The 24,436-nt window shown below is 62.3% G+C and carries 24 protein-coding genes, 1 tRNA gene and 2 pseudogenes; 14 read left to right on the forward strand and 13 right to left on the reverse strand.

The window, feature by feature from the left end; translation table 11 throughout:
* Positions 1 to 152: 152 nt before the first annotated feature.
* Positions 153 to 1,355, reverse strand: coding sequence for an MFS transporter (locus EOB49_RS06500; RefSeq protein ID WP_127321868.1), 1,203 nt, complete (start codon positions 1,353 to 1,355; stop codon positions 153 to 155).
* A gap of 126 nt (positions 1,356 to 1,481) precedes the next feature.
* Positions 1,482 to 1,940 carry an Lrp/AsnC family transcriptional regulator gene (locus EOB49_RS06505; RefSeq protein ID WP_127268102.1) on the reverse strand — a complete coding sequence of 153 codons (459 nt, stop codon included), beginning with the start codon at positions 1,938 to 1,940 and terminating at the stop codon, positions 1,482 to 1,484.
* Between the two features lie 170 nt (positions 1,941 to 2,110).
* On the opposite strand from EOB49_RS06505, the gene EOB49_RS06510 reads away from it, so the two are divergent.
* Complete coding sequence (locus tag EOB49_RS06510) at positions 2,111 to 2,845, forward strand: AzlC family ABC transporter permease (RefSeq protein ID WP_127321867.1); 735 nt, start codon at positions 2,111 to 2,113, stop codon at positions 2,843 to 2,845.
* Positions 2,842 to 3,141, forward strand: a complete 300-nt coding sequence (locus EOB49_RS06515) for an AzlD family protein (RefSeq protein ID WP_127326299.1) — start codon at positions 2,842 to 2,844, stop codon at positions 3,139 to 3,141. Before EOB49_RS06510 ends, EOB49_RS06515 begins: the two co-directional genes overlap by 4 nt.
* A 20-nt stretch (positions 3,142 to 3,161) precedes the next feature.
* On the opposite strand, the gene EOB49_RS06520 is transcribed toward EOB49_RS06515, so the two are convergent.
* From EOB49_RS06520 to EOB49_RS06530, 3 genes are all read right to left on the reverse strand, one after another.
* Positions 3,162 to 3,455 (reverse strand): type II toxin-antitoxin system RelE/ParE family toxin, encoded by a 294-nt coding sequence (locus EOB49_RS06520; protein ID WP_127268105.1) that lies wholly within the window; start codon positions 3,453 to 3,455, stop codon positions 3,162 to 3,164.
* A gap of 3 nt (positions 3,456 to 3,458) precedes the next feature.
* Complete coding sequence (locus EOB49_RS06525; RefSeq protein WP_127256140.1) at positions 3,459 to 3,698, reverse strand: CopG family ribbon-helix-helix protein; 240 nt, start codon at positions 3,696 to 3,698, stop codon at positions 3,459 to 3,461.
* A 169-nt stretch (positions 3,699 to 3,867) separates the two neighbouring features.
* Positions 3,868 to 4,503, reverse strand: a complete 636-nt coding sequence (locus EOB49_RS06530) for an FMN-dependent NADH-azoreductase (protein WP_127268106.1) — start codon at positions 4,501 to 4,503, stop codon at positions 3,868 to 3,870.
* 111 nt (positions 4,504 to 4,614) lie between these two features.
* On the opposite strand from EOB49_RS06530, the gene EOB49_RS06535 reads away from it, so the two are divergent.
* Positions 4,615 to 5,565: a LysR family transcriptional regulator gene (locus EOB49_RS06535; RefSeq protein ID WP_127326301.1), complete on the forward strand. Its 951-nt coding sequence runs from the start codon at positions 4,615 to 4,617 to the stop codon at positions 5,563 to 5,565.
* Here the strand turns inward: EOB49_RS06535 and EOB49_RS06540 are convergent.
* On the reverse strand, positions 5,504 to 6,124 hold the full coding sequence (locus tag EOB49_RS06540; RefSeq protein ID WP_127380526.1) for a TetR/AcrR family transcriptional regulator: 621 nt from the start codon (positions 6,122 to 6,124) through the stop codon (positions 5,504 to 5,506). The two genes, EOB49_RS06535 and EOB49_RS06540, sit on opposite strands and share 62 nt — an antisense overlap.
* Before the next feature lie 66 nt (positions 6,125 to 6,190).
* Between EOB49_RS06540 and EOB49_RS06545 the strand changes: the two genes are divergently transcribed.
* Together EOB49_RS06545 and EOB49_RS06550 are read left to right on the forward strand one after the other, a co-directional pair.
* Positions 6,191 to 6,616, forward strand: a complete 426-nt coding sequence (locus EOB49_RS06545) for a VOC family protein (RefSeq protein WP_127380527.1) — start codon at positions 6,191 to 6,193, stop codon at positions 6,614 to 6,616.
* Between the two features lie 131 nt (positions 6,617 to 6,747).
* The gene (locus EOB49_RS06550; RefSeq protein WP_127380528.1) at positions 6,748 to 7,851 is read left to right on the forward strand and encodes a helix-turn-helix transcriptional regulator; all 1,104 of its coding nucleotides are present in this window, start codon (positions 6,748 to 6,750) and stop codon (positions 7,849 to 7,851) included.
* A 62-nt stretch (positions 7,852 to 7,913) separates the two neighbouring features.
* Here the strand turns inward: EOB49_RS06550 and EOB49_RS06555 are convergent, their stop codons facing one another.
* Positions 7,914 to 8,861 carry a trypsin-like peptidase domain-containing protein gene (locus tag EOB49_RS06555; protein WP_127318378.1) on the reverse strand — a complete coding sequence of 316 codons (948 nt, stop codon included), beginning with the start codon at positions 8,859 to 8,861 and terminating at the stop codon, positions 7,914 to 7,916.
* Between the two features lie 169 nt (positions 8,862 to 9,030).
* Here EOB49_RS06555 and EOB49_RS06560 point away from each other — a divergent pair, with 169 nt between their 5' ends.
* The 3 genes from EOB49_RS06560 (at position 9,031) to EOB49_RS06570 (ending at position 11,523) form a co-directional block, all read left to right on the forward strand.
* On the forward strand, positions 9,031 to 9,903 hold the full coding sequence (locus EOB49_RS06560; RefSeq protein WP_127380529.1) for a S1C family serine protease: 873 nt from the start codon (positions 9,031 to 9,033) through the stop codon (positions 9,901 to 9,903).
* 7 nt (positions 9,904 to 9,910) lie between these two features.
* Positions 9,911 to 10,546 (forward strand): helix-turn-helix transcriptional regulator, encoded by a 636-nt coding sequence (locus tag EOB49_RS06565; RefSeq protein WP_127380530.1) that lies wholly within the window; start codon positions 9,911 to 9,913, stop codon positions 10,544 to 10,546.
* Between the two features lie 110 nt (positions 10,547 to 10,656).
* The gene (locus tag EOB49_RS06570) at positions 10,657 to 11,523 is read left to right on the forward strand and encodes an NAD(P)-dependent oxidoreductase (protein WP_127318372.1); all 867 of its coding nucleotides are present in this window, start codon (positions 10,657 to 10,659) and stop codon (positions 11,521 to 11,523) included.
* A gap of 125 nt (positions 11,524 to 11,648) precedes the next feature.
* Here EOB49_RS06570 and EOB49_RS06575 read toward each other — a convergent pair.
* Positions 11,649 to 12,142 (reverse strand): annotated as a pseudogene (locus EOB49_RS06575) (TIGR00645 family protein).
* A 305-nt stretch (positions 12,143 to 12,447) separates the two neighbouring features.
* Complete coding sequence (locus EOB49_RS06580; RefSeq protein WP_127380531.1) at positions 12,448 to 14,343, reverse strand: OmpA family protein; 1,896 nt, start codon at positions 14,341 to 14,343, stop codon at positions 12,448 to 12,450.
* A gap of 197 nt (positions 14,344 to 14,540) precedes the next feature.
* On the opposite strand from EOB49_RS06580, the gene EOB49_RS06585 reads away from it, so the two are divergent.
* The gene (locus EOB49_RS06585; protein ID WP_127318366.1) at positions 14,541 to 14,987 is read left to right on the forward strand and encodes a YcgN family cysteine cluster protein; all 447 of its coding nucleotides are present in this window, start codon (positions 14,541 to 14,543) and stop codon (positions 14,985 to 14,987) included.
* A 253-nt stretch (positions 14,988 to 15,240) separates the two neighbouring features.
* Positions 15,241 to 15,597: a hypothetical protein gene (locus tag EOB49_RS06590; protein ID WP_127326311.1), complete on the forward strand. Its 357-nt coding sequence runs from the start codon at positions 15,241 to 15,243 to the stop codon at positions 15,595 to 15,597.
* Between the two features lie 243 nt (positions 15,598 to 15,840).
* On the opposite strand, the gene EOB49_RS06595 is transcribed toward EOB49_RS06590, so the two are convergent.
* Entirely contained in the window at positions 15,841 to 16,551 is a 711-nt protein-coding gene (locus tag EOB49_RS06595) for an SIMPL domain-containing protein (RefSeq protein ID WP_127318362.1), read from the reverse strand.
* A gap of 135 nt (positions 16,552 to 16,686) precedes the next feature.
* On the opposite strand from EOB49_RS06595, the gene EOB49_RS06600 reads away from it, so the two are divergent.
* Positions 16,687 to 16,762, forward strand: a tRNA-Ile gene (locus EOB49_RS06600).
* Between the two features lie 116 nt (positions 16,763 to 16,878).
* Here the strand turns inward: EOB49_RS06600 and EOB49_RS06605 are convergent.
* The 3 genes and pseudogenes from EOB49_RS06605 to EOB49_RS06620 form a co-directional block, all read right to left on the reverse strand.
* Positions 16,879 to 18,069 carry a site-specific integrase gene (locus EOB49_RS06605; RefSeq protein WP_127380532.1) on the reverse strand — a complete coding sequence of 397 codons (1,191 nt, stop codon included), beginning with the start codon at positions 18,067 to 18,069 and terminating at the stop codon, positions 16,879 to 16,881.
* A 532-nt stretch (positions 18,070 to 18,601) separates the two neighbouring features.
* Complete coding sequence (locus EOB49_RS06615; protein WP_127318356.1) at positions 18,602 to 19,267, reverse strand: GntR family transcriptional regulator; 666 nt, start codon at positions 19,265 to 19,267, stop codon at positions 18,602 to 18,604.
* Positions 19,268 to 19,491: 224 nt separating this feature from the next.
* Positions 19,492 to 19,978, reverse strand: a pseudogene (locus EOB49_RS06620) (adenylate/guanylate cyclase domain-containing protein); the annotation flags it as partial.
* 823 nt (positions 19,979 to 20,801) lie between these two features.
* Here EOB49_RS06620 and EOB49_RS06630 point away from each other — a divergent pair.
* From EOB49_RS06630 to EOB49_RS06640, 3 genes are all read left to right on the forward strand, one after another.
* Positions 20,802 to 22,277: a sugar ABC transporter ATP-binding protein gene (locus EOB49_RS06630; RefSeq protein ID WP_127380533.1), complete on the forward strand. Its 1,476-nt coding sequence runs from the start codon at positions 20,802 to 20,804 to the stop codon at positions 22,275 to 22,277.
* A 40-nt stretch (positions 22,278 to 22,317) separates the two neighbouring features.
* Positions 22,318 to 23,322 (forward strand): ABC transporter permease, encoded by a 1,005-nt coding sequence (locus EOB49_RS06635; protein ID WP_127380534.1) that lies wholly within the window; start codon positions 22,318 to 22,320, stop codon positions 23,320 to 23,322.
* An 85-nt stretch (positions 23,323 to 23,407) separates the two neighbouring features.
* Complete coding sequence (locus tag EOB49_RS06640) at positions 23,408 to 24,394, forward strand: substrate-binding domain-containing protein (RefSeq protein ID WP_127330537.1); 987 nt, start codon at positions 23,408 to 23,410, stop codon at positions 24,392 to 24,394.
* Positions 24,395 to 24,436: the final 42 nt, after the last annotated feature.

Below are 24,436 nucleotides of genomic sequence, written 5' to 3' on the forward strand. Positions count from 1 at the left end.
TGCGCGAAGTCGTCGCTTGGTGCAAACGTTGGCCGTGGACTTCCGCACTCGCACAAGGGGGAACGGATGAAACAGAGGACAGGATCCGCGGCGAACCGAACGGGCCAGGCTGATTGCGCGCCTGGCCAGCAAGGTTTGGAAGTCGACCCCAACTAAGCCGGCTGCAGTTCCCTGCGCGGTAGTGGCGGGAACGCGATGGCGATGCCGACCGCGCCGAGCCCGATAAGAGCAGAGCCGATGAACAGCCAGGAATAGTTGGCGTAGGCATCGAACACCATGCCGCCGGCAAGCGGTCCCAGCGCCATGCCGAGGCTGGACAGCATGGTGGCGGCGCCGAACACGGTGCCGAGGATGCGCTGGCCGAAATATTCGCGCGCCAGCACCGCATAGAGCGGCATGACGCCGCCATAGGTGGCACCGAAGATAACGGCCAGCATGTAGAACTGCTCAAGCTGGCTGATCGACAGATAGGCGGCAATGACGATCGCCTGGATCGCCAGGCCCGCGATCAGCACCGGCTTGACGCCCAGCCGGTCGGCCAGCACGCCGTAGAAGAGCCGGCCGCCAAGGCCTGCCAGACCTTCGACACTGTAGATCGAGACCGCTGCCATGGGGGCGACGCCACACAGCATGGCATAGCTGACCATATGGAAGATCGGTCCGGAATGCGCCGCGCAGCAGGCAAAGAAGGTCAGCCCGAGCACGATGAATTGCGGCGAGCGCAGCGCCTGGCCGACTGTCAGGCCGGCACCTTCGGCAACCGGCGCGGAGCCGGTGTCGACCAAGACGGGCTTCGGCGGCTGGCGCACCAGCAGCACCGCCGGCAACAGCAGCACCCAGGCGGTAATGCCGATGTCGAACATGGCGGTGCGCCAGTCATAGGCGGAGATCAACCAGCGGGCGAAGGGCGAGATCGTCATCGGCGCCACGCCCATGCCGGCCGAGACCAGTGAGACGGCAAGGCTGCGGTTGGTGTCGAACCAGCCTGTGGTCAGCGCGATCATCGGCGCAAAAAAGGCGCTTGCCGCGAGACCGACCAGCACGCCATAGGTGATCTGGAAGCTCAGCAGCGAACCGGCGCGGCTGGCCAGCACCAGCGCCAACCCGAGCAGCACCGCGCCGATCATCACGACGATGCGGGCGCCAAAACGGTCCGATATCGCGCCCCAGGCGAAGCCACCAAGGCCCATCACCAGGAAGTTGAGCGTCATGGCGCTGGAAATGCCGGCGCGCGACCAGTTGGTGTCGATCGCCATCGGCTCCAGGAATATCGCCAGCGAAAACATCGTCCCGATGGCGACACAGGACATCAGCGCGCCAGCGGCGACGATGACCCAACGATAGGAAAGGCTCATTCAAATCTCCCATGCCTAAAGGCAGCGCTGCGCGCTGCTTGCACCCGAAGGACGCCGGCACCGGGTTCGATCCTACAATCCGGTTGCATTTTTTATCCAGTTTGACGTGACGCCGTTTTCGGCAGCTCAGATCGGCAGTTCCGACGTGTATTTGATCGTCTGGCTGGGGACGTCGGTCTTGACGTTCTGCACGCCCTTGATGCGGCTCAGATGCTCCGACTGGAAGCGGCGGTAATCGTCGATGCCGGCCGCCACCACGCGCACCATGGCGTCGCAATCGCCGAGCATCAAATAGCACTCCATCACCTGCGGCAGCTTGGCGACTTCGGTGGCGAAATGCTCGATCGTGTCCTCATCCTGCGTTTTCAGCCAGATGCGGGTGAAGAAGGTGAGGCCCTTGCCGATGCTGCCGGGGTTCAGCACTGCGACGTAGCGATCGATGATGCCGGCTTCCTCCAGCAGCTTCACGCGCCGCAGGCAAGGCGAGGGCGACAGGCCGACCTCTTTGGCCAGATCGTTGTTGGCCATGCGGCCGTCGCGCTGCAGCGCCCGCAGGATCCGCTTGTCGATCTCATCCAGCTTCATGGCTCTAGATTCCATCTATTTTGAAATTAATGGCACTCAATGCCGAGCCTAGTTGAAGTACAACAATATTCGCAACCATATTGCGGAGAATTGTGGGTATGTTTGCCGCCAGTATCATGAGAGTTCAAACGCAGGGCAGCGGCGGCCGCGAGGCGCGCCAGTGGAGACACATGAGCATTTCACAGGCAGTCGAGGCGGCGGGCAATGGTTCGCGATCCGAATTCCGCCGTGGCGTGGCGTCCTGCGCGCCGGTGCTGTTCGGCACCATCCCCTATGCGCTGGTGCTTGGCGCCCAGGCCACGCAAAAAGGGCTGAGCACGGTCGAACTGTCCATGATGACAGGACTGAATTTCGCCGGCGGTTCGGAATTCGCGGCGATCCAATTGTGGACGTCGCCGCCGCACATCGTGCTCATCGTCGCCATCACCTTCCTGGTCAACAGCCGTCACCTGCTGATGGGTGCGGCACTGGCGCCGTTCCTGCGCCACCTGCCACGGCGCAAGGTGTTTCCGGCGCTTTTCTTTATGTGCGATGAAAGCTGGGCACTGGGCCTGGCCGATGCCAAACAGCGCACCGCTGCCGGCGTCACGCCGGCCTTCAGCCCGCGCTACTATATGGGCGCGGCGCTGGCGATGTATCTCACCTGGGTGGCCTTCACCACGCTGGGTGCCTTGCTCGGTCCGATGCTCGGCGACGTCGGCACCTATGGTTTCGACATGGCGTTCCCGGCCGTATTCCTGGTGCTGATGCGCGGTATGTGGACGGGTATGGCGGCGGCGCGACCCTGGCTGGTCAGCCTGGTCGTGGCGGCACTGGTCTATCTCTTCGTTCCCGGCGCCTGGTATGTCGCCGCGGGCGCCATGTCGGGTCTGGTCGCGGCCTGGCTGATGGCGAGTGATGCATGATCGATGCAACGACCTTTTTCACCATCGTGCTGATGGCCGGCGTCACTTATCTCACGCGCATCGGCGGCTATGTCGTGCTGCGCAACCGTACGCTCAGCGGGCGTGCCACGGCGGTGATGGAAGCGGCGCCCGGTTGCGTGCTGATTGCGGTCATCGCACCGGCCTTCGTGTCGAAGTCCCCGGCGGATATTCTGGCGCTGGCTGTTACGCTGGTGGCCGCCACGCGGCTTTCCATGCTGCCGACTGTGCTGATCGGAGTCGCTTCGGCGGGGTTGCTCAGGCATTTCATCGGCTAGAAAGGCAGCGGCCAGTTGGCTCAGAGGCTCTTTGGCCACTGTTGGGCGGCATGTATGACGGTAAGTATTTCGACGGCATCTTCGCTTACGCGATAGGGGACGATATATGGGATATCGGCCAAAACGAGTTCTCGCGTCGCCTTGATGCGTCCAACGCGACCCATAGCCGGCTGTTCGGTAAGCAACTCCGCTGCGGACAAGATGCGCCCAATGACACGGGCGGCAGCTTCGGGACTGTCTTTCTCGATATGCGCGCCGATTTCGCCAAGCCGACGCAAAGCCCGCTTGGTCCAACGGATTGTCTTGCGGCTCATGGATCAGCCGGCGGGCTTGACGTATTTCCCGATCACGGCGGCCAACTCTTGTTCGCTGGCGAACTCACCGCGCTCGGCCTCGGCCAATCCGGCCTCTATCTCAGCGAGTTGCCACTCTTGACGAGCTACAAAGTCTTCGATGGCCTTGGCGGCCACATAAGAGCGCGAGCGATCGAGCTTTTCGGCAAGTTGGTCGAGCCTGTTTGTCGTGTCGTCGGGGAGGCGTACGGTGAAAGCCGTCATGGTTTCGATCCACTTGGTTCATTGTGATTGTGAGTGAACCAAGGTGGATCGTCAAGTCACACCCAAAGGACTCTGGTCGCTTCGCGCTGTTTACTGTCAGGAAAACAAGCGGGAGCGCATTGAAAAAGGGCGGGCGCCAAGCGCCTGCCCTCCAATTTAAGTCTTTTCCCTATGCGGCAGCCGCGACACCCTGGCTGGCTGCCACCACGGCATCGACCTTGGCGGTCGCCTTGGCGAGCGCTGCGGTCACCGCGTCAGGACCCATGCCGACGCCTTCGATGCGGATGACATCGACATCGGTCATGCCGAGGAAGCCGAGCACGCCGCGCAGGTAGGGAATGGCGTGATCGAACTGCACGGCCGCACCTTCGGAATAGATGCCGCCCGAAGCCAGCACGATATAGACCTTCTTGCCGGTGACGAGACCCTTGGGGCCGTTCTCGCCATAGGAAAAGCTCTTGCCGGAACGAGAGATATGATCGACCCAGGACTTCAGCGTTGAGGAGATGTTGAAGTTGATGAAGCCTGTGGCCAGGATCACGGTGTCGGCAGCAAACAGCTCGTCGAGCACGACATCGGAGACGCCGACGACCTCAGCCTGGCGCGCAGTGCGCGCTTCCGCCGGCACGTAGATGCCGCTCGCGTAGTCGGCGTCGATATGGGGGAGCGGATTGGCGACGAGGTCGCGCACGACGAGCGTGTTCGACGGATCGGCGGCGACGAGCTTTTCAGCGAATTCGGTAGCGATGCGGGTCGAATGGGAGGCGGCGCCGCGCGGGCTCGAAGTGATGAGAAGAATGGACATTTTGGGCTCTCCAGCGGTTGGAATGATTTGTCCCGCCAGATATGGGACTTTCGATCCATTCAATAAACTGGTATATTTTCTATACGATCCATCTATAAGTTAGATATCACGATGCAGCCCAATCCGACGCTCGATCAACTTCAGATCTTTGTGACAGTCGCCGAAGCCGGCAGCTTCTCGGCCGCCGGCCGCAGGCTCAATCGGGCACAGTCCGTCATCAGCTACGGCATAGCCAATCTCGAGGCGCAGCTGGGGCTGAAACTGTTCGAGCGCGAGGGTACCCGCGAGCCGCAATTGACCGAGATCGGCCGGGCGATGCTGGAGGATGCGCGGCGCATGATCGGTGTGCTGCAGCGCATCCGCTCGCGCGTCGACGGCCATCATCAAGGGCTCGAGGCTGAAGTCGCGCTGTCGGTCGACGCAGCGTTGCCGTCGCCGGTGCTGGTGCGGGTGCTGAAGGCGTTCGAGGCGCAGTTTCCGACCGTGATGCTGCGCCTGCATATCGGTACGCTCGGCCTGATCCCCGATCATGTCGTCAGCGGGCAGGCCGACCTTGGCATTGGCGGCCTGCTGGGCGATGTCGATGTGCATCTCGTGCGCATCGGCTTCATGTCGATCGTGCTGGCCGCCGCGCCCAGCCATCCGCTGGCTCTGCTGCCGAAGCCGGTGGCGATCGAGGATGCGCGCGAACACACGCAGCTTGTCGTCACCGACCAGTCGGAGCGCACCAAGGGGCGCGACTTCGGCGTCTTCGCCTACCGCACCTGGCGGCTGACGGATGTGCGCACCAAGCATATGCTGATGCGCGAGGGGCTGGGCTGGGGCGGGCTGCCGCGCTGGCTGATAGCAGACGACCTGGCGAGTGGCCGGCTGGTCGAAATTGACCTCGAATCCTTCAGGGAGGTGAGTTCGCCGCTGTTTGCCATGCACCGCAACGATCGCAGCCCGAAGCCCGCGGCGGCCTGGCTGATCGACCAGTTCAAGCGCCAGCTCGGCTGCTTCAACGAGTTCGAACCGGGCGAGGTGCCTGAGGAAGAGACAGGCCATCGATCAGTGCCATGAGCACGGCGCGGTAGTCCTGAGCTGACGCACCGGCCTCGATGGCCAGGGCGGCACGATCGAAGGCGGAGCCGAGCAGCGCGGTCAGCGCGTCGGCCGGCAATCTCGTCATCGTCTGCGCCCGCATCGCCGCGACCAGCCCTTCGCGCAGCGAACGGTTGCCGTGGCGGTTGTCGATCGCGTCCATGGCGGCGCGGCCAAGCACGGCCGGGCCGTCGAGCAGCAGCAGCCGCGTGCGGCCGGGTGCGCGCATCGCAGTGAGATAGGCGTCGGAGCCGGCAATGAGCGCGTCGCGGGCATTGAGCGATGGCGGCGAGGCGCGCTCGATCTCCTCGGCGACAGCCGCTGCCTCCTGCTCGACCACGGCGGCAAACAGCGCCTGCTTGTCGGCGAAGTGATGGTAAAGCGCGCCGCGCGTGACGCCGGCGGCAGCGACGATCTCCGGCGTGCCGGTCTCGGCATAGGATTTTTCGGTGAACAGCTTTCGTGCCGCGGCAATCAGGTCGGCGCGCGTCGCCTCGGTGCGGTCACGGTTGGAACGACGCGCGGAATCGCGTTGCATACATGCAGCCTGTATGTTAATTCAATCTACATGCAGACTGTATGTTAACTCACGGGAGAAGGAAAGATGAAGACGACGAGCTATTACCCGGTGCTGATGACCGGCGACGTCGCCGGCACGGCGGCGTTCTATATCGAGCATTTTCGCTTCCAGCCGCTATTCGAAAGCGACTGGTATGTGCATCTGCAATCGGTGGAGGACAGAAGAGTCAATCTCGGCATCGTCCAGGGCGATCATGAGACGATCCCGGAAGAGGGGCGAGGCCGCGCGTCGGGCCTGCTGATCAACTTCGAGGTGAGGGACCCGGATGCGGTCTATGAACGGATCGTCGCGGCCGGGCTGCCGATCCTGCGCTCTCTACGCGACGAACCCTTCGGCCAGCGCCATTTCATCACGCGGGATCCCAATGGCGTGCTGATCGACGTCATCAAGCCGATTCCGCCGAGCGAGGCGTTTCTGGCGCAGTACGCGGAGGGGGCGGTGGGCGCCTGAACGATGTTTTCGTGTTGGCTGTTTCCTACGCAATTTATGATCATCCGGTAATTGCCAAGCCGAGAAAGGTTTGATTTCTGAGCAGATGTGCGATGCAATCATGCGAGTGCAGGTGGCGAGCGGACCATTGAATGACCGAAGATCTTGTCGATCGAATTTATGAAGCGGCGTTCGTCCCCGATTTATGGCCAGACGTCTTCGACAGGTTGAGCGAACTGTCGAACTCGGCCGGAGGCGGTATGGGTTTATTCGATGATCGGCTGGACCCGATGCTCATCGCGTCGGACCTGGTCCGGCCGATACTGGAGGGCATCTCTGCGGAAGGCGGGGTCAAGAGCAGCAGTGTCTCCCAACTCCTGCTGACGCTGCCCCCACCCTCGGAATTCGTCTACGACGCGGATTACTTCCCCAAGGAGGCGCTCGAGAACAATCGGACGCGGCTCGACCGGACGCTGCCATTGGGAATCGGTGGCGAAGTCGGTACGTTCATATCCCTGCCTACAGGCGAAGTTCTGTTGTTTACGATGGAGCGTTGGCTGACCAATGATCGGCCATCCCGAGACGAATTGGACCAGCTCAACCGCATGAGGCCACATTTGGCGCGCGCCGGCCTGATTGGTGCGCGCCTGCGGCTGGAACGAGCGCGCGCTACGACTACGGCGCTTGGGGCGATCGGCCTGCCGGCCGCGGTGATGACGAGCAGGGGACGCGTTGTGGCGACCAATCAACTGCTTGACGCTCTGCCCCTTGTGTTCGTGCCGACGGCCCGTGATGGGCTCGCCCTTGCCGATGCCAAGGCAAACAAGTTGTTTCAGCAGGCGATTGCAAGCGGGACTGGTGACGCTGCGTCGGGTCGCTCCGTGCCCATAGCGCCAAGCGAGAATAGCGAGGCCATGATCGTTCACCTCATCCCTCTTCGCCGTCTGGCGCACGAACTTCTCTCAGGCGCCGACATACTGATCGCAGCCACGGCTCTCAACCCGACGAATCTGGTGCCTTCGCCGACCATCCTGACGGGCCTTTTCGACCTCTCGCCGGCCGAGGCGCGATTGGCAGCGGCATTGGTATCGGGGGATAGCCTTGGTGTGGCGGCGACAAGCGCCAACATCACCTATCGCACGGCCAGCACGTATCTTGGTCGTATCTTCGACAAGACAGGCACGCATCATCAGGCGCAACTCGTAGCTCTCCTGAAGGGAGCCTATGTCCCCGTTGCTCCCTCGAAGGGGGAGTGAGCAACGGCGGCCTTAAAGTCTTCGTTGTCCCAGAACCGCGGCACACTTCTGGGCGACATGCACTAGCTTCGCGCCACCGGCGTCACCGTCACCTGGCTGACGCCGGTGCGGCGCACCACGGTGCATTGTGTCTCGCGGCCGATGCGCTCGGCGTCGAGCACGCGCACCAGGTCGTCGACACCGGTGACCGGGCGGCCGTCTATTGCGGCGATGATGTCGCCCTCCTTCAAGCCGGCCTTGGCCGCCGGGCCATCCTTCTCGACGCTGCGCAGCCGCACCGCGGTATTCGTCGACACTTGCGACAGGAGCGCGGCGCGTCTCGGCAGATTGACGGTGTCGGCCGAGACGCCGATGAAGGCGCGGCGCACGCGGCCGAAGCGGATGATCTCCGAAATGACGAAATTGGCGGTGTTGGAGGCAACCGCGAAGGCGATGCCTTGCGCGCCATGGATCATGGCGGTGTTTACGCCGATGACCTCGCCGGCCGACGATACCAGCGGTCCGCCGGAATTGCCGGGATTGAGCGCTGCGTCGGTCTGGATGACGTCGTCGATCAGCCGGCCGGTGGAGGCGCGCATCGAGCGGCCGAGCGCGGAGACGACGCCGGAGGTGACGGTCCATTCGAAACCGAGCGGGTTGCCGATTGCAATGGCGATCTGGCCGCGCCGCAGCCGTTTGGAATCGCCCAGCGGTGCGACGTCGGCAAAGCTGCCGTCGGCGCGCACCAGCGCGATGTCGGTGTCGGGATCGCGGCCAAGAACACGACCCTCTCTCGAGGCGCCGTCCGGCATCGAGACGCGTACTGTCCTGGCATCGCCGACGACATGGAAGTTGGTGACCACCAGCCCGTCCGGCGCAATGACGAAGCCGGAGCCATGGCCGCCCTGACCGCCAACGCGCTCGATGCGGCAGACGGCCGGACCGATGCGGTCGACAGCGTCGGCAACCGTAGTCGAATAGGCGTCGAGCAGCGTATCATCGGTTTGGAATTTGGCGGCGGCGAGGGCCATGGGAGGGCTCCGTGTGTTCAGGCTTGATCGTGACTATATGTGCGGAGCGGCTGGAACCGCAGCGACCTGACCAGATGGCCAGTCAAACCGGCAACTAGCCGTCAGGCGAGTACCCGCGGACGCGCTGTCGAGCGATATCTGGGGCATGGATGAACCCAGGAGACCATTAATGAGCGATTTCAATCTGAGCGCGTTTTCGCAAGCCGTCGCCGATCTCGCCGCCAAGGCCGCGCCGGCAACGGCTGGATTCGCTACGCATCATCACCGCACGGCAAGCGCCTTCCACTGGCGTGACGGCTATTTCGTCACCGCTGAAGAGGCTGTCGAGGCCGGCGAGGAGATCGATCTGGTGTTGGCCTCGGGGGAAACGGTGAAGGCCGAGTTGGTTGGCCGCGACCCTTCGACCGGTGTTGCCCTGCTGAAGCCGGCGGAGGCCGTCAGCGCCGCGCCGCTGGCCAAGGCCGATGCGGTGCGGCCGGGCAACATCGCCATTGCCATCGGCAGCAGCGACGGTTCGGCTTTGGCTGTTTCGGGCTCGGTGGGCGAAGTCGGCCCGGCCTGGCGCTCGATGCGCGGCGGCACCATCGACCGGCGCATCAATCTTGCCGTCGGCGCCGGCGGCCGTTTCGAGGGCGGCCCGGTTCTCGACGCCAAGGGTGCGCTGATCGGCATGCTGTTGTTTGGACCGCGCCACCGGGCGCTGGTCATGCCTTACGAGACGATCGAGCGGGCGGTCGCGACCTTGCGCGAAAAGGGCCATGTCGCGCGCGGCTATCTCGGCGCCGGCTTGCATCCGGTACGCGACCGCGACGCGCAGGGCGCGATGGTGATGAGTCTCGATGACGATGGTCCCGCGAAGGCCGCCGGTCTCTCTCTTGGCGATATCATCGTGGCGTGGAACGGTGAGGCGGTGCACGGCCCGCGGGACCTGATCTGCAGGCTCGGACCCGACAGTGCCGGCGCTTCGGTGACGCTCGGTGTCGTGCGCGGCGGCGAACAGCGCGATGTCGTGCTGACAATCGGCGAAAAGCCGCTGAGCTGAGGCATCCATGGACACGCTCACCAGCGACAGGATCATGCATGACGGTGCCGTCTCGCGGCGGCTGGTGGTGCTGATTGCGCTTGGCGATGCGTCACGCGCCGAGCGCCTGGCGGCCTCGCTGGCCGCGAGCGATGACCTGCTGCCGGTCGTGGCCGGCGGTGGAAGAGCCGACGTCGCCATCGTTGACGACAGCATTGGTGATGGCGTGCCGGCCCTCATTCCACGGGTGCTGCTGACCGGACGCGCTGGCGGCGAGCGGCCCGCCGGTGAGGTGCTGGCCGTGAGGTCCGCTGGCGCGGAGGATTTGCTGATCGCCGCGGCGGCGCGGCTGGCCGCGGCCGGCTATCGCGTCTCGGGCGAGCGCGGAAGCGGACGCGATGAGGATTTCCGTGCCGGCGATGGCGAGCCGTTCGAGGAGGAGGCCTCCGACGAGCATGCCGCCCGGCCTTCGCTGTCGCCGCGTGAGGCGGAAGTGTTGGCGCTGCTGGCCGAGGGCGCTCCAAACAAGGTGATTGCGCGGCGGCTGAACATTTCGGTGCACACCGCGAAGTTCCATGTCGCTGCAATCCTGATCAAGCTCGGCGCCGCCAACCGCACCGACGCGATTGCCATTGCGATGCGCCAAGGGCTGGTGCTGGTTTAGTCATAAACCCTACGCTGCGTAACGCGGTGTCCAGCGTGTCGGGTCTTGCGCTGCGGTCGCCCGCCGCGCAAAGGTTTGCGCCTGTTGTGTTGCAAGGGAGGCGCAAGGAAATGTCGCTCAAGGGAAAGACGCTGTTCATCTCCGGCGGGTCGCGCGGCATCGGGCTGGCGATCGCGCTGCGCGCGGCGCGCGACGGCGCCAATGTGACGATCGCAGCCAAGACCGCCGAACCGCATCCGAAGCTGCCGGGCACGATTTATAGCGCTGCCGAAGAGATCGAGCAGGCTGGCGGCAAGGCGCTGCCTGTTTTGTGCGACATCCGCGAGGAGGCGCAGGTGGCCGAGGCGGTCGCCAGGACCGTGGAAAAATTCGGCGGCATCGACATCTGCGTCAACAATGCCAGCGCCATCCAACTCACCGGCACGCTCGAGACCGACATGAAGCGCTACGATCTGATGCATCAGATCAACACGCGCGGTACCTTCCTGGTCTCGAAAATGTGCATTCCTCACCTGAAGTTGGCGCAAAATGCTCACATCCTGAATCTGGCGCCGCCGCTCGACATGAAGGCCAAGTGGTTCAGGAATCACGTCGCCTACACCATGGCCAAGTTCGGCATGTCGATGTGCACGCTGGGCATGAGTGCGGAGTTCGCCAAGGACGGCATCGCTGTCAATTCACTGTGGCCGATCTCGACCATCGACACGGCGGCGGTGCGCAATCTGCTCGGCGGCGCGACGGTGGCGGCGATGAGCCGTTTGCCCGACATCATGGCCGACGCCGCGCATGCCATCTTCATGCGCCCGGCGCGCGAGACAACAGGTAATTTCTACATCGACGAGGAGGTGCTGCGCGCCGAGGGCGTCAGTGACTTTTCAGCCTATGCGCCAGCTGCGACGGGGCCTCTGGCCGGTGACTTTTTTGTCCCTGACGAGGTGTTTGCCCGCACGGACAGCAAGATCAAGAGTATCTACTAGATCCGCGTCATTGTGAGCGTCGAGCTAAGCCGTCCGCCGTGGCTGAGCCACGGCAAAGCCTCGTTCAAACAAAGCGATAGGGCGCCAACCCTGCCGGGGTGATTCAAGGTCCGGCAGGCGCTTGCTTACGCCTCATCCTTCTTGCCTTTGCCGAGGCCCATCAGCCGGTCGATATAGGCGAGCATGAGGGCCGAGGCGACGAAGGCGAGATGGATGATGGTCAGCCACATCAGCTGGTCGGTCGTGTAGGTCGACGAGTTCAAAAACACCTGCAAAAGGTGGATGGACGAGATGGCGACGATGGTCGAGGCAACCTTGACCTTCAGCGAGCCGACATCGATGGTGCCCAGCCAGTGCACGCCACCCTCCTGGTCGTCGAAGCGGCTGACGAAGTTCTCGTAGCCCGAGATGATGACCATCACCACCAGCGAGGCAACCAGTGCGGCATCGATCAGGCCGAGCATCTTGAGGATAGTGTCGGTGTCACCGAGCGTGAACGCCAGGGTAATGAACTCATAAAGCTTCTTGCCAATGCCAGGGCCAGGCCGATATAGAAAACGACGAGCAACCAGCGTGAAGCGAGAATGATCGATTCGATGGCGAGTTCGAGACGCTTCACGGGATGATTCCGGCTGGTTATCTCTCAGACAATGGTCGTATTCGGCCACGCCGCCACCGTTTGCAAGACAAAAAACCCCGCCGAACAAGGTCCGGCGGGGTTCAATGCGTCCCGCTGGAGCCGGGACGGGGCAGGGAACGCCCAGCACCGAATCTGGGGTGGCTGGGCTCGCGATTCAATGAGCCGTGTCTAATGCCCGTACAATTCTTGTTGAACCCGTCACATCCATCCATCCCCGGCGGTGCCGGGGATGGATGCTTCTCGTGCCGATTCCACAAACCGGGACATGATTTTGAAATCATGACCTAATTGTTGTTGGCCACAGGTGCCACCAGCGAGGTGATGCGGCGAATGCCGACGCGCCGGTTCTCGCGGTTCGGCGCCGACGTATTGACCTTCAGATACTCCTCGCCATAGCCCTGTGTCGTCAGGTTCTCCGGCGGGATGCCGAAGGCGTTGGTCAGAGCCTCGGCCACCGATTCTGCGCGGCGATCGGAAAGAGCCAGGTTAGCCTCCGGTGTGCCGACGGCGTCGGTGTGACCTTCGATCAGGAAGGTCTCGGCCGGATTCTTCTTCAACAGCTTCTCCATTGCGGTGGCGACGCCCTCGAGCTTCTGCACCTCGGTGTCGGAGATCGAGGCCGAGCCGAATTCGAAGTTGAGCGTGTCGAGATCGACGCGCCGTGCAATGTCGCGCACGCGTGCCGAACGTTTGACCTCGTCGATCGAGTAGAGGCGCTGGACCTTCTCCACCGGTGGCTGTTCGAGGAAGGTGTAGTAGTCGTCCGGATCTTCGACATCCTCGGAGTCCAGAATGTACTCCTCGCGCGGGATTGTCAGCCGCATCGGCGGCAGATCATCGCCGGGATCGCGCCAGTCGCTGTCGTCCTCATAGTGCCGCTCATCGACATAGCTCAGCACATATTCGCGTCCATCCGGCGCAATGCGGGAACGCTGGATAACGTCGCCATAGCGGTTGCGGATGGTGACGATCTGAACACCGTTGTCACGCTCGACGATTTCCCGGGTGCGGTCGCCCGACAGATCCTCATAGTAGACGTTCCTGGCGCCGCGGGCCATGCGCGGGGCGTCATTGCTCTCGACGAATGTCTGGTTGTTGAACTGCAGGATGACGCGGTCGCCGAGTTCCCTGACGACGTCGACGCCTTTCGGACGCCGGCGGTCACGGACGTTCTCATCGGGCGCACGCTCTACGCGCGTGCCCTTTTCCTCGGTCACCGGCGCGATCTTCTCGGGCTTGATCTCCTGTTGTGCGGCCCTGTCGTCGGTGGGCGGCGGACCTTGGTCGATGGGAGCAGCCACCGGCTTGCGGCCCTGATCGCCACCTTGCTGGGCATTTTGCCCGCCATTCTGCTGCTCGCCATCCTGGGGGACGATCTTGTCGCCCTGCTTGCGGCCGCCCCTGCGCTCGGCGTCCTTCTGGCTGTCCAGGATGGGAGCGGCGTTTGGATCGGCCGGTGCTTCGCCTTGCACCGGGTTTTCGCCCTGTGCCGGTGCTGCCGTCTCACCATTGGCCGGTTGTTCGCCGGTGGCTGGCTGTTCGGCTGTGGCCGGCTGCTCGCCAACAGGTTTCCTGACACGCTTCTTCGTCGTGTCCTGGGGCTGCTCGCCCTGGGCCGCGGGCTGTTCGCCGGCAGGGGCCGTCGCCTCTCCAGCGGGAGCCTCTTTCGGTGCCGGGGCGACTTCAGGTTGGGCCTGCTGGTCCTGCCTGTTCTTCTTGCGCGGCTTGGCCTGCTCGCCGGGCTGATTGTCGTTGGCCGGTTCCGCCTGGTTGGCCGGCGCCTGCTCGGTCTGCTGCTGCTGGTCGCGCTTTTTCCTGCGCGGCTGCTGTTCCTCGGCTGGCGCGGCCTGTTCGGCCGGCGCCTGCTCAGCCTGCTGCTGCTGGTCGCGCTTCTTCCGGCGTGGCTGCTGCCCCTCGGCGGGCTGTTCGCTCTGGGCAGGCGCGGCCTGCTGTTCAGGCTCGGCCTTCTTGCGCTCGCGCTTCTGTTCGGGTTCCGCCTGCTGCTGTTGTGCGCAGGCTTCGCCTTCGGCGCATGCTGCTTGCGCCAGGATGAATGGGGCTGCCGTGCGCTGGGCAAGGCCGGACGCGACACTTCCCTGAAGCGGGAACGCGCCCAACGGCGCGGATGCCATAAGCAGGCCGAGTGCCGTGCCTGCCAGAATCCGTGGTTGGCGTTTCATCGAAATTCTCCTTGTGGGGTCCCATCCTTGCCGAAACCGATCTTGTGCCGATTGGTTCCAGTCTGGCACGGATAGAGGCCATACGGGGCGATTGACCGACCTTTTGAAGGCAACTTCATGTCATTCACCTGGCGATAGCCGCAATTGCGACCATTGCCGCGCTTGACCTTGCCCGCGGCTGGGGCCACATCCCGGAAATGGAAACGCCATTCTGGAAAACCAAGGCGCTGGAGGCGATGAGCCCGGCCGAGTGGGAATCGCTGTGCGACGGCTGCGGTAAATGCTGCCTTTCGAAGCTTGAGGACGAGGACACCGGCGAGATATACTGGACCAGCGTCGGCTGTCGGCTGTTCGATGCCGAGACCTGCCGCTGTTCGGACTACGTCAACCGGCTGGCGCGCGTTCCCGACTGCGTCGGGCTGACGCCACAGAATGTGCGAACCATCAGTTGGCTGCCCAGCACCTGTGCCTATCGGCTGGTGGCCGAGGGCCGCGACCTCTACTGGTGGCACCGGCTGGTGTCGGGCAGCGCCGAGACCGTGCATGAAGCCGGCATCTCGATGCGCGGCCGGGTCAAGGCGAGCGAAACCGATCTTGCCGAGCCGGAAGACTATTTTGACTATGTACTGGACGAGGAGCCGTAGACCAGCGGCGGTGAGCAAGAGCCTCGCGTTTGAAGACATTCGGCCAATCCGCGGGGTCGGAACCGGGCGCCGGGTCAGGCGTTCTGGCCTTCACCGAGGGCTGGGGACGACGGCGAATGGCGGGAACTTTCCTTTTCCCGCCATATGAACCGGAGATGAACGGCAGGTTCGTAAAGAGTTCAGACAGGCAGGCGCATTCTCCCACCATCGGTTCACGAGGACGGGCGAAGGCCCGCAAAAAGGAGAGAAGACGATGTTCAACACGATCAAGACGGCAGCCCTTTCGGCCCTGGTCGGTCTCGGCACGCTGGCGGCCGTTCCCGCTCACGCCGACAGCCTCTATCTCGGCTTCGGCAACAACAACGATCCGCGTTTCGGCGTCTATACCGGTGACGACGGTTATCGCCATCGCCGTGACGAGCGCCGTGGCAACTGGCGCCGTGGCTGCTCGCCGGACCGCGCCCTCGACAAGGCCGAACGCATGGGCCTCCACCGCGTCCGGATCGTCGACGTCAACCGTCGTACGGTAAAAGTGGCGGGCCGCCAGGATGGCGACCGTGTCGTGGTGGTGTTCGCCAATGAGCGCGGCTGCCCGGTCATCTATCGCTAAGCTCGGGTTTGGCCGATCAAGAGGCATGATCCTCTGCAAGGATCAGCCGGCGGCATGATCTTCTACGAAGATCAGCCGGGAGACACAATCTTCTGCGAAGATTGGTCTGGACTAGCCGAGCCCCTTTCCGTTTGAAGGGTGTGGCTCGAAAAAACCCGCGGGAGCAATCCCGCGGGTTTTTTCATGCACTCTATTGGTTGATGATTGCCGTGGCCAGGCTCAGCCACGGATCTTCAGAGCCGCTTATTTCAGCTCGAAGGTGACGGTGACCTGCACATTGTAGGCGTTCTCACCGGCCTGTACCGGAGCCGCGCCGGCCGCGGCATCGAAGGCTTTGGCATTGATCGGCATCGGCGCCGGCCTGATGTTCTGGTCTGTGATCTCGAGCACCCGGCCCAGGCTGACGCCGGCGGCTTCGGCCAGCGTCTTGGCCTTGGCCATGGCGTCGGCGACCGCCTTCTTGCGCGCCTCGGTGACCGTAGCTGCCGGGTTGTCATTGGTGAAGGCAATGCCGCCGCCCTGGTTGACGCCTAGCGACACCGCCTTGTCGAGGATCTCGCCTGTCTTGTCGACGTCGCGCACCCGCACCGAAAGCGTGTTGGTCACCTGGTAGGCGACGAGTTCGGCTTCCTGACTGCCGTCCGGCTTGTTGGTGTAGTTGTAGCGCGGGTTGATCTGGATGCCAGCGGTCTGCAGATCGCGGTCCTTGATGCCGGCGGACTTCATCGCCGCGATCACGGCGGCCATGGCGTCATTGTTGGCATCGAGCGCGGCGCGCGCGGTTTTGGCCTCGCGCATGACGCTCAGCGTCAGGACCGCCAGATCGGGGGCTACGGTTGCTTCGCCTTCGCCCGACACGATGATGCGGGGCGGCGTCGGCAGATCGGCGGCTCCAGCCATCGCCGGAAAAGCGATTGCAGTGGCGAGCGCGAGAGGCAAAAGATGTCTGGTCATGAAAATCTCCTTGGTCTGCGATCAAGTCGCATGGGGTCGCGTAGAGCGCGATTATGGGTTGATTTGGGCGATCTGCGGAAGCCCGTCGGGAAAGCCTTGTGCCGCGATGCGAAAAACATTAATCCAGCCCGCGTGGGGCCTGTAGCTCAATGGTTAGAGCCGGCGGCTCATAACCGCTTGGTTGGGGGTTCGAGTCCCTCCGGGCCCACCATAACCATTGATTTTATTGATAAAAATATGCCTCGGCCCAAAACGTTTTGGGCCCATTATGGGCCCAAAGAGAAAGGTCGGTTGATATGCCATCCTGCGCACGGTCGGTTGATTGGCTTACTTGACGACGCGCAGGGCCGCTCGCTGCTTCATCGCATCGCGTTTGGCCTCACGCTCGTTGATGGCGCGGGCTATGTCGACAGCCATTCGCTTCTTGTTTGCCCCTCGGACATATTCGTCCGTCACCGTCATGGAAGAATGCCCCATCGCCTCCATGATGGCGCGCGCTTGGATGTTGCATTCGGCGAGATACGTGCCGAAGGTGCGGCGGAGCCCGTGCAGAGTGTAGCCCTCCGGAATGCCTGCCTGCTTGTTCCAATGTGCCATCATGCCGGTGAGGCTCTTTTCGGCGAATGGATGCCCATAGGCATTCTTCAGTACCGTCCCGCCTTCCGAACGATCGAGCGGCGCCAACGCTTGCGCCAGTTTGTCGACGATTGGGATGAACATCTCGCGCCCGCCGTGACGGTTGCGGTTCTTCTTCTGCCGGAAATCGAAGGCCTCGATCATCTCCAGAGAGCCATCGAACAGTTCGATCTCCTCGAAGACCAAATCGTCCCATTCCAACGAGGCGATATCGCCGCGTCGGTTGCCGAGCCAGAAGGCGAGCGCGTAACAGGTGCGCGGCGGGGAGCCGATCGGATGGCGCGCCTCGAACTTTTCACGAATGGGGACCGGCCACGCGGGATTGGCGGTCGATTTAGGAATGCGGACGCGGATCGACAGTGAGGGATCGTCCTGTGGTTTGATCCATTTCTCAACTTCGATCCCCACCCACAGGAGCTTCTTGATCGCGACCAGCAGGTGCTTGGCAACCGTCCGGTTGGCGGCAAAGACGCTTTCGATAATCGCGCGCAGATGGTCGGCGTCGAGATGTTCTACTGGCGTATCGCGCCAAGTCAGCGGATAGGCAGGATCGACCTGCATCCGGAGGAAGCGTTCAATAAGCCGGGCATTTTTCCGTTGCGTAGCTTCGTCAAAGTCCAGCCATTCCATCGTCGCTTCAAGTCGCCGCGCAGCATGACCGAACGTTTTTGGCAACGCCCGACCGGGGAGGTCGATAATAATTGCCTTCAGGCCCTGGCCTTGCGTTGCCCTTTCATAGGCAGCCTCGAATTCCGGATCGCCGGGCTGACCGGGAAGGCGGATTTCGGGCATTCCCTTTGCACGATAACGATAGACTGTTTTTCCGTTTTTGAGGCGCGACGAAACGCCGGGGTAAGTGTCATCCTTGAATGGCCGGGCCACTAATGCCTCCTTCCAGTCCTCTACCGCCGCTTTTCCGCATGCGGAGAGGCCTCTATCATCGCCTGAAGCGAAAGGGATTTGCTTTCGAGAGCAACGCGTAGGAGTATCGGGTACGGGAAACCTCGGCCTTGCTCTATGCCTTCGTATGTTCGTTTCGGTATTCCCAACACCTTGGCTGCACTTTCAGCAGTGAATCCCCCCTTCGCCCGCCAGGCTTTCACATCTCGCGCAAGCTTCTCATTCTCGTTCACGTCATCCCTTCCGCTCAGACGATGACCGTACTACGCCAACAGCGTATACGCAATGTGCGTAGTCTCTATCTTGTTGCTGCCTTCCGCTTACTCCGATCCAACAGTTCTTGGAGACCGCTATCTTTGTCCGGCAGGGAGGCTGGTCATGCATTCCTATGGGCCTCCCAAGCCTAGCTCTCGGCCATCCGAATCCCCTCAAGGGAGATGGATGGTCAGAGCGCTGGTGGCCAAGGCAATGCTTGCTCAGGACTCGATTCGGCGGCCAATGCGCCTTCAGGTCCTTACATCATGCTGGTTTCGAGGCGCTCCACGATCTCGTCAATTTCCTTGGCGCTACGACGGCGCTGTTGTTTATGTATGGATCGCGCCAACAGCAGATCTCCTTTGAGAAGGGCGTCGACGAGGGCCCCGTGAGCTTCCGTCGAAGGCACCGGAGTTGGCCTAAACGTGCGGGTTATGGTCCGTACGCGCCACATCTGTTCGAGGAACTGGTTGGCGCATTTGATTAGGACTTCGTTGCCGCTCAGTCCCAGCAATGCGCCATGGAATTCCGCGTCCGCTTCGGACCACCGCTTCAGGTCGTCCATCTCGTTCGCCTTCCGCATCTTGGCGACGGCGACCACGAGGGATTGAAGCAGCTCCTGGGAACAGCGCTCGTGGATCACGTCGATCGCGAGCAATTCGAGGCCGGCAAGAACCTCTTGGATGTCCCACAGTTCCTTTCGCGAAATCAGGGGCACGCGGAAGCCCTGGCGCGGCAGCACCTCCAGCAAATTTTCTTCAGAAAGACGCTGCAACGCAACTCTGATCGGCGTACGACTCATCCCCAGACGTTTCTCGACCTCGCCGATGGAGATGGACACGCCCGGCCGATAGCTACCTGCGAGGATGTCACGCTTGAGTGATGCATAGGCCACGTCGTAGTTCGTTTGATTTTCAGAAGCCATCGGCGCTCCAGATTATGACAGGAATTATACGCTATTGTATACCTAGAAAGGCCCCAAATGTCCATCTCGCCTTCTTCCTTTGAAAGCGGAAGTAGGTGTGCCCGATCCCGACGAAGCCAAACGGATGACTCAGAGACGGCACATCAGGTTGCTCTCACGACGGCTGCGCGCTCTTGAGGGCTTGATCGAGGTGGCGATTTCTCGAATCCACGCATTGCCCCTTGCATTCTGACGCTGTAGGTGCGAACCGGCTCGGCGATATTCTTGACCTTTTGAGCGCCGGCAAAGTCGATTGGCAGGCTGAGCTTGCCCTTCATGTGATCGTAGGCGGTGCCCGAGATGAGAACGCCGCCCGGCGGGCAAAGCTGCTCAAGGCGCGCCGCCACGTTCACGCCGTCGCCGAAGAGATCATCGCCTTCGACCATAACGTCGCCGAGATTGATGCCGATACGAAATACTACGCGACGCTCGGCAGGTGCCTCGATCTGATGCGCGGCGACGCTGGTCTGAATGGCCACGGCGCAAGCAACGGCATCGACGACGGAGTGGAACTCAACCAGGGCGCCATCGCCCATGAGCTTGACGACGCGTCCCTTATGCTCGTTGAGTAGTGGATCGATCACCTCCGCCCGGAGCGCCTTGATCGCTCCCGAGCGTCGCCGCCTCGTCGGCCTCCATGAGGCGCGAGTAACCGACGATGTCGGCGGCCATAATGGCCGCCAAGCGCCGCTCCGGTCGAGTGGTCACCACGCTGGTGTGCTCCCACAGCCAAAGGTGTGCTCTCGCATCTGGCTCGCTTCGATCCTTTCAGGTCTCGACTCAAACCGCAAGGCGAATGGGCTACGGGTAGTGGGTCAGTTTGAAATCTATTGCTCGGCAGCTTACCGCAGTTCCGATCGGGGAGCGGACCGTCCGGTCTTGGCCCCAATCCTGTCGTTCATTGGTAATCCGACCGGTATTCGCCGATGCGGCGAGAGCGGCTTGCGAGAATAGGCGGGGCAGGCGAGGGCTATTCTTAGGCTTAGTTCGGCCTTCGATGGTCTGGCATTCTCCAAGCAGGCTAACGCCTCTATAGACGCCAGTGTGTTTGCCCTTCTGAAGCCTTCCCCTTGCCCCTCTCTGATAGTCAATCGCTATCAACGCCATTGCGCGGCCCTCTGCAACACCTCGGCAAAACTGGCTCAATGAGATCCGTCCGCGTGATGCGGTCTTGCGGCCAGATGCGCTGCAATCACGTCCAGAAGCGGCTTTCCCGCCCTGTCGGTGCGGGTAGTAATTTTCATAGGCTCCCTCCCTCGTTTGGTGTCCCTCCGCCATGGCGCCGGTGCGGGACGGGGCTTGGCTTTCTGGGCTAGGCATTCATCGGGAATTCGAACCACGGTCCACGCCCGAGCAACTAAGATAAATTCACCTGCCCAGATTGACATTTGTCGAGCGCTAATCGACTATTGTAAAAATCGACAGGGAGTAGCAATTCTTCTGTCGATCGGCTCGAGCCAGGGAGGGGTGTCGAGCATCCGTGGGAGGAGAAAAATTGGAATTTCTGCTCGAAGTAGATGGGCTGAAGAAATCCTTCGGCGGCGTCGCGGCCTTGCGCGAAGGCCGCTTTCAACTTCACGCTGGCACGGTTCACGCACTCTGCGGCGGTAACGGCGCGGGCAAGTCGACCTTCCTCAAGATACTGATGGGCATCTACAAGCGTGATGCCGGCACAATCCGCCGCCGCGGCAAGGACGTGGAATTCGCAGGCCCGGCCGACGCATTGGCCTCGGGCATTGCCATCATCGAACAGGAACTCAGCCCTGTCCCTCACATGACGGTCGCAGAGAACATCTATCTTGGCCGCGAGCCTTCGCGGTTCGGAGGCATCGATTTCCGCGCGATGAACCGGTCCGCGCAAAAGTTGCTGGACGGTCTCGAATTCGATATCCGAGCCACGCAATACATGATGAACCTCTCCGTCGCGCAGATGCAGCTCGTCGAGATCGCCAAGGCGCTCAGTCACGACGCCGAGGTCATCTTCATGGATGAGCCGACATCGGCGATCGGCGAACGCGAGGCGCAGCATCTGTTTGCGGCGATCCGCCGCCTGCAGGCCCAGGGCCGCGGCATCGTCTATGTTTCCCACCGGCTGTCGGAGATCTTCCAGATCGCCGATTCCTACACGGTCTTTCGCGACGGGGCCTATGTCGGCAGCGGGACGCTGGCCGACATCGACCGACCCGGTCTCATTCGCATGATCGTCGGCCGCGAGCTGTCGGAAGAATACATCAAGACCAACACACCCACCTTGGAAACCGGCCTCGAAGTTGCCGGGCTGAGTTGCCCCAACAGAATCGAGGATATCTCCTTCTCCGTGCGCAAGGGCGAGATCTTCGGCATCTACGGCCTGATGGGCGCCGGACGGACGGAGATCTTCAATTGTCTGTTCGGGCTCGACAAGCCTTCGGCGGGAAGCGTCTCGGTCGACGGAGTGAAGATAGCCGTTTCGAAGCCATCGGATGCCATGGCGCATGGGCTGGCACTGGTCACCGAGGACCGCAAGCTGACCGGCCTCAATCCGAGCGCCTCCGTTCGTGCCAACATTTGCATGGCGAGCCTGCCGGAAATGAGCCCTGCCTTTGCCATGGATCGCGCCCGGGAGGCGCAGGCAAGCCAGCAGATGCAGGAGCGGTTTCAGATCAAGGCGGCGCGCGACACGATGCCAGTTTCCGGCCTTTCAGGCGGCAACCAGCAGAAGGTGGTGCTGGGCAAATGGTTCCTTCGAAATCCGAAGGTCCTTCTTCTGGACGAGCCGACCCGCGGCGTCGACGTCGGCGCCAAGCGTGAAATCTATCGAATCATCTGCGAATTCGCCGCTGTCGGCGGCACGGTGGTCATGATCTCGTCGGAAATCGACGAGGTTCTGGGCATGTCGGATCGGATCATGGTGATGCGCGCCGGCCGAAGCGCCGGCATCTACAGCCGGGAGGAAACGGATGCCCAATCACTCGTCCACCTTTCAACATGAGCAAGGACTGGGTGCCCGTCCGGCAGCAGAGGAGTCAGTAATGTCGGTTGGCGACAAGGAGAATACGAATGGCTGGCTCGGTTCGGAGCAGCGCCGGATGCTGATCCAGGAATACGGCATCTTCCTTGCGTTCCTCATCCTGGCGGCCGTGCTGTCGGTCTCCAACGAGTTCTTTTTGACCGCCGGCAACATCTCCAACGTGCTGTTGCAGACCTCTATCAACGGTGTCCTCGCCATCGGCATGACCTTCGTGATCCTCACGCGCGGCATCGACCTTTCGGTCGGTTCCATCGTCGCGCTTGCCGGCCTCATCAGCGCCAGCTTCGTCACCACATCCGCCACCGCCGGGATTGCAGGCGCGCCCTACCCTGTCGTCTTCGGCCTCGGCATCGGCCTGCTGGTCGGCGTTGCCTGCGGCGCCGTCTCCGGCGTGATTGTGTCGCGGTTTTCCGTGCCGGCCTTCGTGGCGACGCTCGGCATGCTGTCGGCGGCACGCGGACTGACGCTGATCTATGGCGGCGGCCGACCTGTTCCCGCGCTGACGCCGGCCTTTCGCTGGATCGGCACGGGCGACGTCCTTGGCTTGCCCACACCGGTCATCATTCTGGTGGTGGTGTTCGCCGTCTCCTGGTGGATCCTCAACCGGACCCGCTTCGGCCGTTACATCTATGCCGTTGGCGGCAACCCTCACGCCGCCAGGACCTCGGGCATCAACACGACCCGCATTCAGTTCGTCGTCTATGTCATCTCCGGCGGTCTTGCCGGTCTCGCTGGAATGCTGCTCAGCGCCCGCACCGGCTCCGCGCTGCCGCAGGCCGGCATTGCCTATGAACTGGACGCGATCGCGGCGGTGGTGATCGGAGGAACCAGCCTTTCGGGAGGGGTCGGCCGGGTGACCGGCACGCTGATTGGCGCGCTGATCATCGGCGTCATGAACAACGGCCTCGACCTGATGGGAATCCAATCCTATTACCAGCAAGTGCTCAAGGGCGCCCTCATCGTCGGCGCCGTGATGCTCGACCAGAAGAGAAACTACGGGGCCTAAGCCCCCTTTCGGGATCGGACCTGCACAACGCGTGTCCGTTGATAGGCGAACCATGTCGGTCGCTCACTTAAGGTGGAGGTACGAAATGAAAAGATTGATGATAGCGCTCGCATCCGCGACCGCGTTGTTGGCCTCGCCGGCCATGGCGCAGGAGAAGATCAAGATCGGCGCGGCGCCTTACGGATTGAATGCCGAGTTCATGCAGATCTGGGCGGCAGCGCTTCAGGATCATCCGGCCGTCAAGAGCGGTGAAGTCGAGCTGACGATCTTCGACGGCCGCTATGATGCCCTGGTCCAGCAGGACCAGTTCAAGACGATGGTCACGCAGAAATACAATGCGATCATCTTCGCGCCGATCGATGTCGACGCGGGCGCGGCTGCCGTGCAGTCGGCCGCCGATGCCGGCATCCCGGTTGTCGGCTCGAACACCCGCGTCAATTCCGACCTGCTGGCCTCTTATGTCGGATCCGACGACACGATCTCTGGCTACATGGAAGCCAAGACCGTGCTCGACAAGATCGGCTGCAAGGGCAATGTGGTCATCCTCGAAGGACCAGTGGGGCAGTCCGCGCAGATCTCTCGTCTCGAAGGCAACAAGAAGGCGCTTGCCGAGTGCCCGGATGTCAAGATCCTCGAAGATCAGACAGCAAACTGGTCGCGCGCCGAAGCCCAGACGCTGATGGAAAACTGGCTCACCGCGCACCCCAAGCAGATCAATGGCGTGATCGGCCAGAACGACGAAATGGCGCTTGGGGCGATCGAGGCGATCAAGGCCGCAGGCCTGGACGTGAAGAGCTTCGCCATTGCCGGCATCGACGGCATCACCGATGCGCTGCACGCCGTCAAGGCCGGCGAGATGACATCGATCCTTCAGGACGCGCGCGCCCAGGCACAAGGCGCGCTCGATCTTGCCATCTTCAATGCCAAGAAGGGCGACTACAAACCACAGTCCGACATCTGGGCAACCTACAAGGACATGCCGTGGAAGGACGGCAAGGAGAAGATCTACAATGTGCCATGGACGCCGGTGACGGCGGAAAACGTCGACAAGCTTCTTGCGACGCGCAAGTAACGCAGCCCTGGGGTGTGCTTTCTTGCACACCCCACTTTTCAA

Source organism: Mesorhizobium sp. M7A.F.Ca.MR.148.00.0.0 (assembly GCF_003997735.1).
Classification (GTDB): domain Bacteria; phylum Pseudomonadota; class Alphaproteobacteria; order Rhizobiales; family Rhizobiaceae; genus Mesorhizobium.

Bases quoted from the DNA above. Each gene is read 5' to 3' on its own strand.
- EOB49_RS06500 (WP_127321868.1), bottom strand. From the start codon at position 1,355: ATGAGCCTTTCCTATCGTTGGGTCATCGTCGCCGCTGGCGCGCTGATG.
- EOB49_RS06505 (WP_127268102.1), bottom strand. From the start codon at position 1,940: ATGAAGCTGGATGAGATCGACAAGCGGATCCTGCGGGCGCTGCAGCGC.
- EOB49_RS06510 (WP_127321867.1), top strand. From the start codon at position 2,111: ATGAGCATTTCACAGGCAGTCGAGGCGGCGGGCAATGGTTCGCGATCC.
- EOB49_RS06515 (WP_127326299.1), top strand. From the start codon at position 2,842: ATGATCGATGCAACGACCTTTTTCACCATCGTGCTGATGGCCGGCGTC.
- EOB49_RS06520 (WP_127268105.1), bottom strand. From the start codon at position 3,455: ATGAGCCGCAAGACAATCCGTTGGACCAAGCGGGCTTTGCGTCGGCTT.
- EOB49_RS06525 (WP_127256140.1), bottom strand. From the start codon at position 3,698: ATGACGGCTTTCACCGTACGCCTCCCCGACGACACGACAAACAGGCTC.
- EOB49_RS06530 (WP_127268106.1), bottom strand. From the start codon at position 4,503: ATGTCCATTCTTCTCATCACTTCGAGCCCGCGCGGCGCCGCCTCCCAT.
- EOB49_RS06535 (WP_127326301.1), top strand. From the start codon at position 4,615: ATGCAGCCCAATCCGACGCTCGATCAACTTCAGATCTTTGTGACAGTC.
- EOB49_RS06540 (WP_127380526.1), bottom strand. From the start codon at position 6,124: ATGCAACGCGATTCCGCGCGTCGTTCCAACCGTGACCGCACCGAGGCG.
- EOB49_RS06545 (WP_127380527.1), top strand. From the start codon at position 6,191: ATGAAGACGACGAGCTATTACCCGGTGCTGATGACCGGCGACGTCGCC.
- EOB49_RS06550 (WP_127380528.1), top strand. From the start codon at position 6,748: ATGACCGAAGATCTTGTCGATCGAATTTATGAAGCGGCGTTCGTCCCC.
- EOB49_RS06555 (WP_127318378.1), bottom strand. From the start codon at position 8,861: ATGGCCCTCGCCGCCGCCAAATTCCAAACCGATGATACGCTGCTCGAC.
- EOB49_RS06560 (WP_127380529.1), top strand. From the start codon at position 9,031: ATGAGCGATTTCAATCTGAGCGCGTTTTCGCAAGCCGTCGCCGATCTC.
- EOB49_RS06565 (WP_127380530.1), top strand. From the start codon at position 9,911: ATGGACACGCTCACCAGCGACAGGATCATGCATGACGGTGCCGTCTCG.
- EOB49_RS06570 (WP_127318372.1), top strand. From the start codon at position 10,657: ATGTCGCTCAAGGGAAAGACGCTGTTCATCTCCGGCGGGTCGCGCGGC.
- EOB49_RS06580 (WP_127380531.1), bottom strand. From the start codon at position 14,343: ATGAAACGCCAACCACGGATTCTGGCAGGCACGGCACTCGGCCTGCTT.
- EOB49_RS06585 (WP_127318366.1), top strand. From the start codon at position 14,541: ATGGAAACGCCATTCTGGAAAACCAAGGCGCTGGAGGCGATGAGCCCG.
- EOB49_RS06590 (WP_127326311.1), top strand. From the start codon at position 15,241: ATGTTCAACACGATCAAGACGGCAGCCCTTTCGGCCCTGGTCGGTCTC.
- EOB49_RS06595 (WP_127318362.1), bottom strand. From the start codon at position 16,551: ATGACCAGACATCTTTTGCCTCTCGCGCTCGCCACTGCAATCGCTTTT.
- EOB49_RS06615 (WP_127318356.1), bottom strand. From the start codon at position 19,267: ATGGCTTCTGAAAATCAAACGAACTACGACGTGGCCTATGCATCACTC.
- EOB49_RS06635 (WP_127380534.1), top strand. From the start codon at position 22,318: ATGTCGGTTGGCGACAAGGAGAATACGAATGGCTGGCTCGGTTCGGAG.
- EOB49_RS06640 (WP_127330537.1), top strand. From the start codon at position 23,408: ATGAAAAGATTGATGATAGCGCTCGCATCCGCGACCGCGTTGTTGGCC.